17 protein-coding genes and 1 other annotated feature are annotated in these 15,141 nt (G+C 35.1%); of the genes, 13 read left to right on the top strand and 4 right to left on the bottom strand.

What is annotated here, in order from left to right:
* Both HU235_RS14235 and HU235_RS14230 read left to right on the top strand, forming a co-directional pair.
* Positions 1-305, top strand: a 305-nt coding sequence (locus tag HU235_RS14235) for a hypothetical protein (RefSeq protein WP_411828263.1), incomplete at its 5' end; no start/stop codon positions are given.
* A 180-nt stretch (positions 306-485) separates the two neighbouring features.
* The gene (locus HU235_RS14230; RefSeq protein ID WP_174880609.1) at positions 486-944 is read left to right on the top strand and encodes a 2-thiouracil desulfurase family protein; all 459 of its coding nucleotides are present in this window, start codon (positions 486-488) and stop codon (positions 942-944) included.
* 47 nt (positions 945-991) lie between these two features.
* Here HU235_RS14230 and HU235_RS14225 read toward each other — a convergent pair whose 3' ends face one another.
* Entirely contained in the window at positions 992-1,432 is a 441-nt protein-coding gene (locus tag HU235_RS14225; protein WP_095300775.1) for an Rrf2 family transcriptional regulator, read from the bottom strand.
* Between the two features lie 314 nt (positions 1,433-1,746).
* Between HU235_RS14225 and HU235_RS14220 the strand changes: the two genes are divergently transcribed.
* Entirely contained in the window at positions 1,747-2,610 is an 864-nt protein-coding gene (locus HU235_RS14220; RefSeq protein ID WP_174880608.1) for an SDR family oxidoreductase, read from the top strand.
* A 413-nt stretch (positions 2,611-3,023) separates the two neighbouring features.
* Here HU235_RS14220 and HU235_RS14215 read toward each other — a convergent pair whose 3' ends face one another.
* Together HU235_RS14215 and HU235_RS14210 are read right to left on the bottom strand one after the other, a co-directional pair.
* On the bottom strand, positions 3,024-3,479 hold the full coding sequence (locus HU235_RS14215; protein WP_174880607.1) for a hypothetical protein: 456 nt from the start codon (positions 3,477-3,479) through the stop codon (positions 3,024-3,026).
* A 143-nt stretch (positions 3,480-3,622) separates the two neighbouring features.
* Positions 3,623-3,814, bottom strand: a complete 192-nt coding sequence (locus HU235_RS14210) for a DUF4177 domain-containing protein (RefSeq protein WP_095303292.1) — start codon at positions 3,812-3,814, stop codon at positions 3,623-3,625.
* A 326-nt stretch (positions 3,815-4,140) separates the two neighbouring features.
* Here HU235_RS14210 and HU235_RS14205 point away from each other — a divergent pair, with 326 nt between their 5' ends.
* The 9 genes from HU235_RS14205 (at position 4,141) to trhO (ending at position 13,318) form a co-directional block, all read left to right on the top strand.
* Complete coding sequence (locus HU235_RS14205; protein WP_174880606.1) at positions 4,141-4,455, top strand: DUF3221 domain-containing protein; 315 nt, start codon at positions 4,141-4,143, stop codon at positions 4,453-4,455.
* 306 nt (positions 4,456-4,761) lie between these two features.
* Positions 4,762-5,274 (top strand): MarR family transcriptional regulator, encoded by a 513-nt coding sequence (locus tag HU235_RS14200; protein WP_174880610.1) that lies wholly within the window; start codon positions 4,762-4,764, stop codon positions 5,272-5,274.
* Between the two features lie 16 nt (positions 5,275-5,290).
* Positions 5,291-5,513 (top strand) — a binding site (T-box leader).
* A 505-nt stretch (positions 5,514-6,018) separates the two neighbouring features.
* The gene (ltrA, locus tag HU235_RS14195; RefSeq protein WP_174880605.1) at positions 6,019-7,302 is read left to right on the top strand and encodes a group II intron reverse transcriptase/maturase; all 1,284 of its coding nucleotides are present in this window, start codon (positions 6,019-6,021) and stop codon (positions 7,300-7,302) included.
* 108 nt (positions 7,303-7,410) lie between these two features.
* Positions 7,411-8,655 carry a tyrosine--tRNA ligase gene (gene tyrS, locus HU235_RS14190; RefSeq protein WP_174880604.1) on the top strand — a complete coding sequence of 415 codons (1,245 nt, stop codon included), beginning with the start codon at positions 7,411-7,413 and terminating at the stop codon, positions 8,653-8,655.
* A 233-nt stretch (positions 8,656-8,888) separates the two neighbouring features.
* Positions 8,889-9,629, top strand: a complete 741-nt coding sequence (locus HU235_RS14185; RefSeq protein ID WP_174880603.1) for a siderophore biosynthesis protein — start codon at positions 8,889-8,891, stop codon at positions 9,627-9,629.
* 253 nt (positions 9,630-9,882) lie between these two features.
* On the top strand, positions 9,883-10,512 hold the full coding sequence (locus HU235_RS14180) for a hypothetical protein (RefSeq protein WP_095303296.1): 630 nt from the start codon (positions 9,883-9,885) through the stop codon (positions 10,510-10,512).
* 64 nt (positions 10,513-10,576) lie between these two features.
* Positions 10,577-11,074 carry a GNAT family N-acetyltransferase gene (locus tag HU235_RS14175; RefSeq protein ID WP_145582643.1) on the top strand — a complete coding sequence of 166 codons (498 nt, stop codon included), beginning with the start codon at positions 10,577-10,579 and terminating at the stop codon, positions 11,072-11,074.
* A gap of 50 nt (positions 11,075-11,124) precedes the next feature.
* Positions 11,125-12,030 carry an aminoglycoside phosphotransferase family protein gene (locus HU235_RS14170; protein WP_145582642.1) on the top strand — a complete coding sequence of 302 codons (906 nt, stop codon included), beginning with the start codon at positions 11,125-11,127 and terminating at the stop codon, positions 12,028-12,030.
* 340 nt (positions 12,031-12,370) lie between these two features.
* On the top strand, positions 12,371-13,318 hold the full coding sequence (gene trhO, locus HU235_RS14165) for an oxygen-dependent tRNA uridine(34) hydroxylase TrhO (RefSeq protein WP_095303299.1): 948 nt from the start codon (positions 12,371-12,373) through the stop codon (positions 13,316-13,318).
* On the opposite strand, the gene HU235_RS14160 is transcribed toward trhO, so the two are convergent.
* On the bottom strand, positions 13,301-13,474 hold the full coding sequence (locus HU235_RS14160) for a hypothetical protein (RefSeq protein WP_170944516.1): 174 nt from the start codon (positions 13,472-13,474) through the stop codon (positions 13,301-13,303). The genes trhO and HU235_RS14160 overlap by 18 nt on opposite strands.
* Positions 13,475-13,951: 477 nt before the next feature.
* Between HU235_RS14160 and HU235_RS14155 the strand changes: the two genes are divergently transcribed.
* Positions 13,952-15,141: cache domain-containing protein (locus HU235_RS14155; RefSeq protein ID WP_174880602.1), on the top strand; the 1,190-nt coding region annotated here is incomplete at its 3' end.

Genomic DNA, 15,141 nt, shown 5'->3' with positions numbered 1-15,141 from the left:
GATTTATTGTTGTTAACGATATCGTAGAGTTTGAGAGAGTATATATGGTTGACGAAAGCAAGTTTACTAAAGAAACGTATGAAGAGTTAGGTGAAATATATGAAAATTTGCCATCGTATTTAGGCAAGCAGACAGAATATCCTTGCTGGTACGGGGATGAGCAAAAGGGTGATACCTACTTTATAACTGTTTCATTTGAACCTTCAGGACTACAATTTTGGGGGTATTTGCCTAGTTCGGATTTCATGCAGTGGGAGCGTAAATTCAATGAGTTGATCGCTAACTTCCCGTTTAAGTATCAATAAAATACATAAAAGGAAGTTCCTCTAAAGTTGCAATGCAGTTGTCAGGACTAGCGGTATGACTGAAGAAAAACAAGGATGCTTATTTAGATTTTAAGGACAGAGAACTTTTACTAGCGTGGTCCCTATTCATGAAAGTTTTATAATACGTATATAATTCTATTTTTGAGAGGTGTAGATTTGATGATAGTCGTTAGCTCCTGTTTAGCAGGATTAGAAGTACGATATAATGGTACACATAGTTTAGATGAGACAATTCGTCAATTAGTTAACGAGAATAAGGCGGTGACGATTTGTCCTGAATTACTCGGTGGGTTTACAACGCCTAGAGAACCAGCTGAAATTATCGGCGGAGACGGTTATGATGTCCTTGATGGCAACGCAAAAGTGGTTGAGAAGTCAGGAAGAGATGTAACAGAGCTTTACATTAAAGGTGCTCATGCAGCATTAGAAAAAGCTAGAAAATTACAAGCATCTACTGTTGTGCTTAAGGAGAACAGTCCATCTTGTGGCAGTACAATGATCTATAATGGAGAGTTTAAAGGAAAGAAAATTGTTGGCAATGGTGTAACCTCTGCATTGCTAAAAAGGAATGGAATACAAGTTTTGAATGAGGAGCAATTTGTTGAAACTATGAAATAAGAATGAGGAACATTTAAGTGCCCCATTCTTATTCCTAAGGTTGTATTTCATTTAGTAGCGTTTGAATCTTTATCGACAATGTCCTTTACGATTTTTTCTAGCGTAACCTGGCCCAATGTGCTTTCCATTGCTAGTTGGGCTGCAGAAAAAATCGGGTCAATTGTATTCTGAATATTCCTTCCAACTGGACATTTGATATTTGGATTTTCATGTACACTAAATAATTCGTTCTCTTTTACAACACTAACTGCCTTATATACATCTAGCATTGTAATTTCGGATAGTTCCCTAGCTAATTTTGCCCCTGCAATACCTGGCTTAACCTCGATTAATCCTGCCTTTTTAAGCATTCCCATAATTTTTCTAATCAAGGTTGGATTTGTATTAACACTTTCAGCTAAAAATTCTGATGAACTAACCCCATCCTTATTTAACTCAATGAGAGCTAAAATATGAATTCCAACAGAGAACCTGCTGCTGATGGACATTATTTTTCACCTACCATGTTTTTTATATCTTTTCTTCGTTAGGCTGTTTTCGTAAACTTTATTTTTTTAGTAGTAGTCGTTGTGATTGCTTTCCTCGTGCAGTATTTGTTTCCTAATTATTAAATTACAAACAAAACAAAAATACAAAAATAGCCTTACATATATTAAACAATCATGTATTTAATTTGGTTACAACGTATTATACCTTAATATTTACGAAAAATAAAAATAGATTGTTGACAAAAGAAAGGGAAGTATTTATGATGAATACATGTATTCGAGATAAATACAAGTTGTTACAAGGAGGAAATAGGATGAAACTATTAGTAACAGGGGCAACAGGAAAATTAGGATCGAAGGTTGTTGAAACATTATTAAAAACAGTACCTGCTGAACAAGTAGTAATTAGTGTTCGAAATCCGGAGAAGGCAGAAGGCTTTAAAAAACGTGGAATTGAAGTTAGGCATGGAGATTTTGATCATCCTGAAACATTGGATACGGCTTTTGTTGGGATTGACCGTTTATTATTGATTTCAGCAGATGGAGATAATGAAACAAGAATTAGACAGCATACTGATGCGGTAGCTGCGGCAGAGCGGGCTCGAGTTAAATTTATTGCTTATACGAGTTTAGGGAATGCGAGTGAGAGTAAGATGTTTCTTGCTCCGCCACATCGTGCTGCTGAGGAGGCCATTCTAAAAACTGGGATTCCATACTCCTTCTTACGCAACAATTGGTACTTGGAGAATGAGATTTCAAGCATCCAAGGTGTATTAGCAGGGGCTCCATGGATCACATCTGCTGGGTCTGGTAAGGTAGGTTGGGCACTTCAACAAGAGTATGCAGAAGCTGCAGCAGCAGTACTTTCCGGAAGCGGTCATGAAAATACAATTTATGAGCTTTCTGGCCAGCCACTGACTCAAGATGAACTTGTAGCTGCTCTAAGTACAGTCTTAGGTAAAGAAGTGCCTGTACAGCATGTTGACGATGTTACTTATGCAGAGGTGATAAAAAATGCTGGAGTGCCAGAGTTCATCATTCCGATGCTCGTTGATATTCAAAAGGGGATTCGGGAGGGAGCTTTAGAGATAGAAAGCAACGATTTTGAAAAATTACTAGGCAGATCATTAACACCTATTAACGAAGCATTAAGCTCTATTGTCAAAGGTATTTCGTAATACTAAGATAGAGGAATATAATGAAGAGTGTTTTTATAGGAAAATCTTAATATAAGGCATCACTGAAGACGTGTGTATTGATACACGTCTTTTTTATAAGCCTTTTTCTGAAAGACTGTTATTTTGAACTATTTATATAAAGGTTGATTTGAGGCTACTCTCAAGACTCCTCTAGGATGTGTTGGATAAATTAATGTTAAGTAAGTGTTTATAAAGAAGGCACACCACCCTTCACGGGAAGGGAGTATTGTAAGTAGAAATCAATCAATAACAACAACTAAGTAAAAAACAACAAAGGTTACGCAAACCCCCTTTTAAAAATTGTGTGCCTCTTTTAGAAAAAATGCATTTTTATCACAGCTTAAAAAAATAATGTCCATAGTTAATAGATTAGATTTAAGGGCTTCTAGCTATTAGAAGTCTTTCTTTTCAATTAATTTTTGAAAGCCATAATTTATAAATGAAAGTGAATAGGAAATGAGAAAAAGTGTTAAGGAATTAAACTTTTTTAATTTATAATGGCCGACCTTTTGAAAGAACCAATTGAATGGGTAAGCAAAAATAAGATCGATGATTAAATTACAAAAGGCATATAAGGGGAATTTTCCGTATGTAAAATGAAATACCCATAAATTCATAGTGAAAAATGGACCGAAAATAAAGGCAAGAGCATCAAATACCATTGATTTTATGCCTCCTACTACCTTCCACCAATTAAAAATCACGTTTAGAAGTGTCTGGATTAATAAAAGACATGAACAGAATAATGTAACTGGTAAGTATCTTTTAAAGGATTGTTTTGGCAGAAATAATAAAACGATTGTCCATAATCCAATTGCGTTTGCTATTCTAAAAAAGGTCGCCAGCATGAGAACTACCTCCATTTTTTTCTTATTATGTTATATTCGTTTGTTTTTATTCAGAATAAGAATAGGAGGAGGTTCGTTCAAAAGTTTAGCTACTATTAAGTTAGAAAAGAGAGATAGAAAAATTAGCAAACTCATGCTATACCCTAAAGTTCATAAGGTTTTTCGAAAATAATTTCAAAATAAGAAGCAGCACCATATCCAGAAGTACCGGGAGCGAATATTTGGACAAATTTCCATCCTTCTTTTGCATGATTGTGGATAATTTCATGATAATCTTCCTTTGGAGCTTTATTCCAATTACTAAGTTCAACTTTTACAAATTTATATTCGTACATGAATAAATACCTCCATTTTAAGCAGTATCTATCGTAATATACGGATAATGGATGAAAAGGTTTCAAGAGCTTAGTGAGAATAGGCCAGAATGTAAAAGAACATGTCTTTCTTTGAAGCGTTTCTAAAAGTGAGACCTTTTGTAAGTTAAGCTCTTTTAAATTTGGTTATTGATTTTCGCTCATGCCTTCGTTTCACGGGCTCCATGGTCGTATGTTAAAGAGCCGTTAACCAAATGTTTATTAATCGTATGTTTTTTGTAACCTTCTGTTCATTTCTTCGACTAATTTAAAGAAATTGGAAAATTTTCAAAAAGGAGAAAGTTTCTATGAAAAAGACAATTAGTTTGAGTATTATCGTTTTATTATTTAGTTTTCTAGCTGCATGTCAATCTGTTGAAAAGGAAAATAAGACAAGCGCAACATTTACAGGAACAATAGAAGAAATTAATGGTCAAAGTGCGCTAGTTTCGATTGAAGAAGGTGAAATTCTTCATTCAGGTAATAGTGTAAATATAGACTTATCCGTTAATAGTAAGGAGACGTTTCATGTTGGGGATAGAGTGAAAGTTAGTTATGATGGTGAAGTTCGAGAAAGTTTACCACTTAGTGTAAATGTTATTGATATAGAAATGGTGAGATAACATCTTTTAGCTAAAATAACTTGAAATAATATAGTCCTCTCGGAAATAGATATAACTATCGGAAGGGTGATATGTCCTCCCCAGATCAAATACATAGGATTCAAGAATTAAGAACTGATATAGAAAATGGACAAATAAGTACTAGACGGTAATGTTTTGATGGTTTGAAAATAAACGGATAATCTAAAATGTTAGGGGAGGAGGAGATTTATTTAAATGTAGACGATTATTTCTTGTATTTACAAAAATCGTTTGCTATAATCGTTTCATAGCTAACGATTTTGAAAATTTAAAGAGGTGATTCTAATACATTCATTTAATGAGAATGGGGAACTACTTCCAGAAGAAATAGATACAATCAATCAATTAACGAAACTTCCAATTGATTCACTACATCTTGATGCAATTTCAGTCGTAACCAATATATATCGGGTCGCACAAGGATTAAGAAACAAAATGGAGCAAGAAGTCTTATCTGAATATGGGTTATCTTGGACGGCATTCTCTATGCTATATGATTTGTGGATATGGGAATCGATTGAAACGAAAAAATTAGCAGAATCTGCAGGTGTCTCAAAAGCAACTGTGAGCAATATAACAAAGACACTTGAACGAAAAGAGCTGTGCTATCGAAGAATTGACAACAGGGATAGAAGAATAACCTATGTTGCATTAACGGAAAAAGGCAAACAAGTGATGGAAGCTCTTTATCCACAATTTCATAAAGGAGAAGTTGAGATTGTTTCAGGTTTGTCAAAAGATGAACAAAAAAGTATGTCAAATCTGCTTAGAAAAGTAATTCGAAATAACCACTTTTGAATACGAACAATATAATAAAAAAGCTGTGACGGGATACTCAGTAGTCGTTATCTCCCTGTTTATTAGAGAATCGATGGTTGGTGAAAATCGATACATAGATAACACGAAATACAATCCTAGAGCTTTCTTTGTGAACGTAAAGGTGAGCAAAGAACGGTTGAGCCGTTATTTGATAAGTGGAAGGATGATGTCCTTCAACAAGGGTGGTACCGCGTGTAAAAATAAACCACGTCCCTTTTTTGGGATGTGGTTTTTTTGTTCGCCCAGCATGGGCGAACTCTAACGGGTGAAAGTCCCGAGTATGGCCTGGTAGCGGCAAATACATAGCTGAAGGCAAGGGTGTCCATGGTGACGTGGAATCTGAAGGAAGCCCAAGGCAAACCTCTGGTCTGACGAACAGAAATCATATAAGAGGCACCGTATGAGGATAAGGCTGCAAAAGAAGTTGAAGTCCGATAGCTACTTTACATGCGTTGTATATATGGCAGATAGATAGAGGGAAAAAGTTCGCACCTTAACTGGGGAGGTCTCACGGATCTACACCAAAATCTTATAGAGATATAGGACTGGACCGGGAGAAGTCAGCAGAAGCCGTAGTAGTGAAGACGTCAAACGAAAGTTTGAAAGAGCGAAGGGCTGAACAATTTTATCGTTATAGAAATCTCAATTGGGGAAGGAAACAGACCACTGGCAAACCGCGACAAAGTGGATACCGATCTACGAGAAGGAAAGGAAATAACAAGCATGCACGAAAGAAAATTACTCGACAAGATACTCGAGAAGGATAATCTGGACCAGGCAGTCAAGTTGGTTAAAAGTAACAAAGGCTCTGCTGGTGTTGATGGCATGGGTGTGGAGGAAATGGTTGGGTATATGGCGATGAATAAGGATGAAATCATTCGCCAAATCCGGAAAAGAGAATATAAACCCAGTCCTGTACTAAGGGTAGAAATACCAAAACCAAACGGTGGAACAAGGCTTTTAGGAATCCCGACTGTTCGAGATAGGGTTATACAACAGGCAATTGCACAAGTTTTAACCCCAATGTTCGATAAACAATTCAGCGAATATAGCTATGGTTTCAGACCAAGGCGTTATGCCGAAATGGCTATCTTGAAAGCCTTAGAATTCATGAATGATGGATATGAATGGATTGTAGATATTGACTTAGAGCGTTTCTTTGACACGGTACACCATGACCGACTAATGAATCTCCTATCGAGAACGGTGGACGATGGAGATGTCATTTCCCTTATTCGTAAATTCTTAGTAAGTGGTGTTCAAATAGATGAAGAATATAAAGAAACAATCATCGGCACCCCGCAAGGAGGAAACTTATCACCGTTACTAAGTAATATCATGCTTAATGAATTGGATAGAGAACTAGAAAATCGAGGATTGCGTTTCGTTAGATACGCAGATGACTGTATTATCATGGTCAAAAGTGAGATGTCTGCGAGAAGAGTCATGAGGTCTGTATCGAGATTTATTGAAGAGAAATTAGGGTTAACTGTAAATGTGGGGAAATCGAAAGTGACGAAACCTAATGACCCAGATATGAAGTTCTTAGGATTTGGATTCTTCAAAGATTATCAAGCTGATTTATACAAAGCAAAACCACACCAAAAATCCTTTGATAGTTTCAAATTCAAACTTAAGCAACTCACAAAAAGGAATTGGAGTGTCAGTACAAAGTATCAAGTGGAGAGAATTAATCAGTTGATTAGAGGATGGGTCAATTACTTTAGGGTCGGTTATATGAAGAAAGCACTTGGGAGAATAGATGCTCATACAAGATTTAGAATGCGAATGTGTATTTGGAAGAAATGGAAGACTGCCAAGAATCGTAGGAAAAATCTTATTAAACTGGGCATGGATAAATATAGTGCTTATAAAAATAGCCATACAAGTAAAGGGACAGCTCGAATAGCTTACACTTGGATACTCACGACGACAATAACCAATGAGAGATTAGCCCGATTCGGTCTAATCTCTAGTGAAAAACATTATATCAAAGTGCGTGCTTAACATAAAATTGAACCGCCGTATACGGAACCGTACGTACGGTGGTGTGAGAGGTCGGCACGGCAACGTGCCTCCTACTCGATATATTCAATTTTTTAGGAGGAACGATAAATGAGTCATTTTAAAGAACAATTAAATGAGGAGCAACGAGCAGAAGTAATGAGACAAATGGCTATTTATAGTCAAGGTGTACAAGAAATGATTCCAACAGAAGAGTTAGAAAATAAACTAGCGAAATCTATATTAGAGAATAAACCATTAAAAATAAAATTAGGCTTAGATCCATCTGCACCAGATGTGCATCTTGGCCATACGGTTGTCCTTAACAAAATGAGACAATTTCAAGAGAACGGTCATATTATCCAATTAATTATCGGTGATTTTACTGGGAAAATTGGGGATCCGACAGGGAAATCTATCGCTCGAAAACAATTAACTGATGAGGAGGTTAAGCATAATGCGAAAACATACTTCGAACAATTCGCTAAGGTTATAGATATGGATAAAGTCGTGCTGCATTATAATTCTAAATGGTTATCGAAGTTAAATTTTGAAGAGATCATTCAACTATCAGGGAAAATTACTGTAGCAAGACTATTAGAAAGAGATGATTTTGAAGAGAGAATTGCTTTCGGAAAGCCGATTTCCCTTCATGAATTCTTTTACCCTTTAATGCAAGGATATGATTCTGTCGTTTTAGAATGTGATATTGAACTTGGCGGAACAGATCAGCACTTTAATATTTTAATGGGAAGGCATTTTCAAGAAAAATTCGGAAAAGAAAAGCAGGTAGCTTTGCTCATGCCATTATTAGAAGGACTTGATGGTGTAGAGAAAATGTCAAAATCAAAGAAAAATTACATTGGGATTGACGAAAGCCCGCAGGAAATGTACGGAAAATCGATGTCTATACCAGATGAGTTAATGGATAAGTACTTTGAATTAATTACAGATTTTTCTCCTGAACAAATTCGAGATATTAAAGAGCAAATGAAAACAGGAGTTCTTCACCCTAGAGATGCAAAGATGTTACTAAGTAAGACAATTGTTCGAATGTACCATGGGATTGAAGAAGCAAATAAGGCTGAACAGCATTTTATTTCAGTTTTTCAAAAGGGAGATATCCCGAAAGAAATTCCAGTGATTAGCTGGCAAGGACAGAGGGAAATGTCAATCATTGACTTTCTCGTCGAGCTACAATTATTTACCTCAAAAAGTGAAGCAAGAAGGATGATTGAGAATAGAGGCGTAAAATTAAACGGAAAGACGGTAGAGGATACAAAATTCCAGGTAAATATTATTGATGAGTTAATTGTTCAGGTTGGAAAACGAAAATTTGTAAAGATAAAGATTTAAAATAGTTCAGTAGTGATATTCGCTTATAACGGAATGTTAGAAATAATGACGATAGGTAATCTCGAGCGTTAATTCAAAGAATTAACGCTCATTCTGTTGTGGAAAAATCATTACTTCAATGTGTAAAATGACTCTATTACCGTTTTTCCCTTATTTGTTTAACAAGGGAATTTTAAGAGATGAGAGAAAATGGTAAAATGAGACACATAACGATCTAAGAAAGGGGATACATGATGAACATACCTAAACAATTTATTAAACCGTTCCCTTCATATGAAGAAGTATTTTATGATCAATTGGAACAGCATAAAAAACATTTTTTACCGATTTGTTCTATCAATTTAAAATGTATTGATCCAGAATGGGATGAATGGTTACATATTGTTTCCGCAAAGGAAATTCATGAAGGATGTGTTGGTGAACTGACGCAGTTTCACACAAATTTTTCGAAAGAAGATATGCTAGGCTTTGATGTCATAGATGGAAAATATAAATTTGAAGCCGATTGGCGTTATTTTGACATTGAGCAGGAGCCTTCCGATCAATTAGAAGAAGCATATGTGCAAAATGAAAAAGATTATGAAATTCGCAAGGAGTATTATGAGCGTAATCTGAAAATTTATCCTTATTCTAGCTTTGGAAAAGAATTATCATCTGTTGAAGAATTAGAGCAAGAGTTTGCCAAAAAGCAGGCAAGTGGCTGGGGGTTAGATTATCCTAAGGTAAATGGCCTCTTAGACGATATTCGCTTTATGACTAAAGAGGGAAGAGTACTATTGGAAGATTGTGATCACGAAGAGGAGGCTTTTGACTATACGAATCTCTTATATGTACCAAAGGATGAAGATGGTCATCCGTTTACATATATCGGATTTGCTACTGGTTACTATTTTCAAGCTTATGGAGCGGATCGTATTTACTTGTTTTATAATAAAGACTTAAAAAAGGCGATCATTTGCTTTGAATATACATGAGCATTATCGTCATTTCCTATGAAATATAGTAGCTTGTCATTATATTTCACTTTCTATAGGTCTACTCACATATTAATCTTTCAAAAACAGCACCTCACATGTTTAAGGTTAGTAGAGGTCCTATTGTAATTAAGAAGGTATTTGAACAGCTATATAGAACTATTAGTCGATAATAGTGCTTTATGTCTTCATTATTAAGGGAATAGAATATTGGGCATAAGAAATTTCGCCTTTTGGCAAAGGGGTAAATAGGATGAAATGTTTAATTATTCAACCAAAGCTTGAAAATGGCATAGACCAGCTTGAAGCAGTCGTTAAAAAAAATCCAACAGTTGATATCGTTATTTTTCCTGAGGGATATTTAAATGAAAATGTTGAGCTAGCTTGTAAATTAGCTGCAAACTACAATATTGTCCTTATTGGAGGCTATAGAAGATTAAATGAACAACCGAAAGATAGGGTAATCGTTATTAATCGAAAGGGACAAGTGACATTAGATCGGATAAAATACAGTAAAACCACCTTTGTTAATGAGGAAGGTTTAAAAATTGGCCAAATTCTTTGTGATGAATTAATCGTTCAAGGAATGAACAGTCAAGAAGCGAGTGATATAGATTTAATTGTTCATCCAATTGGTGTGGGAATGTTTAGCATTGAACAGTTTGAGGAATGGGTGACAGAAGCAACGAACATTGCAATGACCTATCATACAATGGTCATTGGAACAAGCCATGCTGACGGTTCATTTGGAAATACCGGGGTATCTATCCCTATTGCGTATTGTATTGACCGAGACGGGTCCGCTATATTTATATCAAAAAATGATGTAAGAGCACGCATCCTTGATTACGAGTCAAAGGAAGTCGTATTTGCTAATAATTAGAACATTGGGTATTCAGAGCAATGACTAATTTTTAACTAATAGGGAAATGAGGGATGGAGTGTAAATGGAGATTAGACCATTACGAATTGAGGATGCTGAAACGTACAAAAACATTAGACTTGAAGCATTACGATTACACCCTGAAAACTTCGGAGCAAGCTTTGAAGAAGAGAAAGACTATACTGTTGAGCAATACAAGGAACGATTCGCTAAAGAGGATGCGATAACATTTGGTGCATTCGAGAACAGCGAACTTGTTGGAACGGTAACGTTGGTAAAACAAAAACGTAATAAATTAAAGCACAAAGCAGAAATCGTTGCTATGTACGTTATACCAGAAAAACGTGGTAACGGTTTTGCAAAGATGTTATTAAAGACGGCAATAGAACAAGCGAAAAGGACTCAGGGGATTGAACAAATTAATCTAACAGTTGTGTCAACGAATGTATCAGCAAAACGCTTGTACGATTCATTAGGATTCGAGCAGTTTGGAGTTGAGAGAAGAGCCTTAAAAGTAGGAAAGGCTTACTTTGACGAGATACATATGGTTTTATTTCTATAATTCAATCTCTTCATATACTGCCTAAATAATAGACGTAAGGAGCTGTTGGAATGGAAAAGATGATAAGGGAAAGTGTCTCGTTGCTTAAACATGCAAATCATATTTATGAGCTTATAAAAGGATTTTCTAATGATAAAAAATATGTAATTGATAATAAGTACTTGCTTAGGATTTTTCCAATCAACGAAGAAACAAAGCGAAAAATAGAATATGAAACAATCAACAAATTAGCAGCCTTTTCAAATTATGTACCGAAAGTGATTGAATTCAATAGGATGAATCATGGAGACTTCTCGTATATGCTCCTTACGTACTTACCTGGTGATGACGGAGAAACGGCGCTGAAGGCATTAACCGAACAGGAACAATTATCGGCAGGCTTTCAAGCAGGAGCTGAGCTCTTGAAATTACATAATCTACAAGCCCCTCAAAATTATCCCTCCTGGTACAGTGTGAAGAAACGCAAAAATGATAAGTATTTATTAGAATTCAATAATCTTCCTATTAGCTCAAGGCTAAAGGAGTTGCTGACTACGTATATCACCGAAAATGAGCATATTATGATGGAAAGACCAAACACGTTTCAACACGATGATTTCCATCCTTCCAATTTATTAATTCACCAGAAGAAATTTTCCGGCATTATTGATTTTCAACGTATGGACTGGGGTGATCCAATTCATGATTTGCAAAAGTTAGGTTTTTTTTCAAAAGGAGTAAGTATTCCATTTACAAAAGGCATTATTGATGGATACAACGAAGGTCAACCGATCAAACAATCGTTTTGGAAGCTTTATACGTTCTATAGTGCAGTACATATTGTATCAGCCATGGTTTGGAGCTTACGAATAAGCAAGGAACAATATGAATTAATCCTTGAATATTCTTTAGATGTTATAAAGGACCATGAAGAGTTCAACCGAATCATTCCAATATGGTATGAGAAGTTGCTTTGAAGAAATTGGTTATAGCTAATCTATTCAAGTCCTACTTGCTCTTGATTAATTGCAAATAACTTGGATTAAAGACATTGATCCAAGTATTTTTGTGTTTAGGTAATAATTAACAATTCGTATTTCCTTGCATCTATCATCAAAATCTGGTTTAATCTTAATTACTGTCTATTTTTCTAATTAAGGATATAATAGTACAGTCGCAAGTATACATCGAAAATGTTTATCAATCATAATAGCTATGAGTATTGATAACTTTCGCAACCATCATGTGAAAAAAACCACATTCATGGAAGCCTACATTTTTATATCTTGCAAATATAAATATAGAGGTGAAAGAATAATGGAAAATAAAGAATATCGAGTTTTACTATATTATCATTATGTAACAATTGAAAATCCTGAGGAATTAACTCAACAACATTTAGAATTTTGTAAAAGCATCGGATTAAAAGGTCGGATCTTAATTGCCCACGAAGGTATTAATGGTACTGTTTCTGGTACAGTGGAACAAACGAACCAATATATGGAGCATATGAAGGCAGATCCACGTTTTAAAGATATGGTTTATAAAATTGATGAAGCTGATGAACATGCGTTTAAAAAAATGCATGTACGCCATCGTCCAGAATTAGTGACATTACGCTTAGAAGAGGACGTTAATCCACTTGAGCTAACAGGAAAATATTATAGCCCAAAAGAGTTTTATGAAGCAATGCAGCAGGAAGATACAGTTGTTATCGATGCTAGAAATGAATATGAATATGATTTAGGCCATTTTAAAAATGCGATTAAACCAGAAATTCAATCATTTAAGGAATTGCCTCAATGGATTCGTGAAAATCGCGAAAAATTTGAAAATAAAAAGATCTTAACATATTGCACAGGCGGCGTACGCTGTGAGAAATTCTCTGGTTGGTTACGTAAGGAAGGCTTTGAGGACGTTGCACAGCTACACGGTGGAATTGTCACTTACGGAAAAGACCCAGAGGTTCAAGGTGAGCTATGGGATGGGCAATGTTATGTGTTTGATGAACGCATTAGTGTTCCAGTAAACCGTGTAAATCCAGTTGTTGTCGGTAAAGATTATTTTACTGGTGAGCCATGTGAACGTTATGTTAATTGTGCAAACCCTGAGTGTAACAAACAAATTTTATGCTCAGAGGAAAATGAACATAAATATTTACGTTCATGTAGTGATGAATGCCGTGAGCATCCACGGAACAGATACATTGCAGAGCATGGATTAACAGAAGAAGAGGTTAAGGAAAGATTAGGAGCGCTCGTATAATCTATCTTTGACTCGATAATTCACATATTCTGCTTGAATAAACATGAAGATGATAAATAACGGGATTGAAATAAAAAGCAATTTTCGATGCCAATTTAAATTATATTTCATGACGAGGCTTGAAGCGAGTAGTGCTGATATAAATGTTTGAATCATTTTAACTCCTCCTTACGTTTAGTCTCTACAAAAAATATAAAATGATTCAGAAAAAAAGAGTCCTTTTTGGGCTCTTTTTTTCAATGATAAGCGCTCGATTAAAAAATCGGCCTTGTTATTGATCATCTCATAAAATGCTTACATGATTATTTGCCTTAAAAATATATAAGGCGTAGCAGTCATTTTATAAATAATCATTATGTTATATCATGCTCAATTTATCAGTTTTTTCTAACGTGCCGGTAGGCATTCTACTAAAGTAGAGCAAATGATTATAGTTGTTGTCATTATTTTCAGCTATGATGCTTAGTACATTCATAGACGATATAGAATGAAACAAGTAAGTCGTTTCTCATAAGTATAAATCTAGAGCACATATGCCGACTTGAAGTCAAGTTGACATAAAATTTGCTGTGGATTTATAATGGGAAAGTATGTAAGCGCTTTTATAAAGGGGATGGGGAGTGTTGAATTTTAATGAAACATAAACCAAAATATTTTTATCGGATTTTTCTGCCATTCGTCTTAGTTGGAACTCTTGTTATGATTTTATTTAATGGCTTTGCTTACTTTTTCACGAAGAATTCATTTGAAGAAAAAGTGACGCTCGAGAAACAAGAAAATGTTGTTCAGACGATGAATACGGTGGAGCAAAAGTTACAAACATTAGATTATACTCTAAATTCCTATGTCCACGATCATCCATTTAAGGGGTATATTGAACAACCATTAACAGCAAAGAACTTCGATACGTATCATTCAATTGATAAACAATTAAACTACATGTCTTCCTTCGGACCTAGTCAAACAACAATTGATTTAGTAAGTTTACAAGGGAACTGGATTATTAATAAGGATGGCTTACAGCAGCTTACTAAAAGCAAACGAGAAGAAATATCAGAGAAATATCTATCTTTACAACATTCTTCGACATGGCTAAAGGACGAATCAAATCCAAATGTCCTTGAGCTAGTAAAACTAACTCCCTTCTATCAATCAGCGAAAAATGGTGTACTCATCGTAAACATTCGGATGAAATCATTAACAAATCTTATTTATAAACATGCTGAGTCTAGTCCAATATACATTTATAGTCAGGATGGGACGTTAATTTATCAAAGCAATAAGAAGGAAAAGGACGGGATGAGTGAAGATGTATTAACAAGTATAAGGGAGGGGAATCTTAAGCAAACAGGAATTATCGATGTTGATCAAAGTGGTGCAGAAAATTACAAGCTTGCCTATTCAAAGTCAGGGTATAATGGATGGGTTTATGTCTCCAAAATCAATAATTCAGAGTTTACCTATGCAATGAAGCCAACCATTATTGGAACGATTTTAATGAGTATCTTTATGCTAACGGTAACGATTATTATTGCTTATATTAGCTCAGATTATTTCTCAAAGCCGATTAAAGAGCTTCTAAATTTTGTTCCGAAAATACAAAACAATGAATATCGAGATGAATTTGAACTAATTGGAAGTTCTATAAGGCAGGTTATTGATAAAAATCAGTCACTTGAACATATTGTGACAAATCAGCATGAACAATTAAAGACATTATTTATGTTAAATTTATTCCATGGACGGATGAATGAAACAGAAATTGAAGAGGAATTACAGGACTTCAATTACCCGCAAAAATGGAATTATTTATATGTATTAGC

The sequence above is a fragment of the Metabacillus niabensis genome (assembly GCF_902829255.1).
Classification (GTDB): Bacteria; Bacillota; Bacilli; order Bacillales; family Bacillaceae; genus Metabacillus; species Metabacillus niabensis.
Note: the sequence above shows the minus strand (reverse complement) of the source record. Positions and strands in the feature narration are given on the sequence as shown.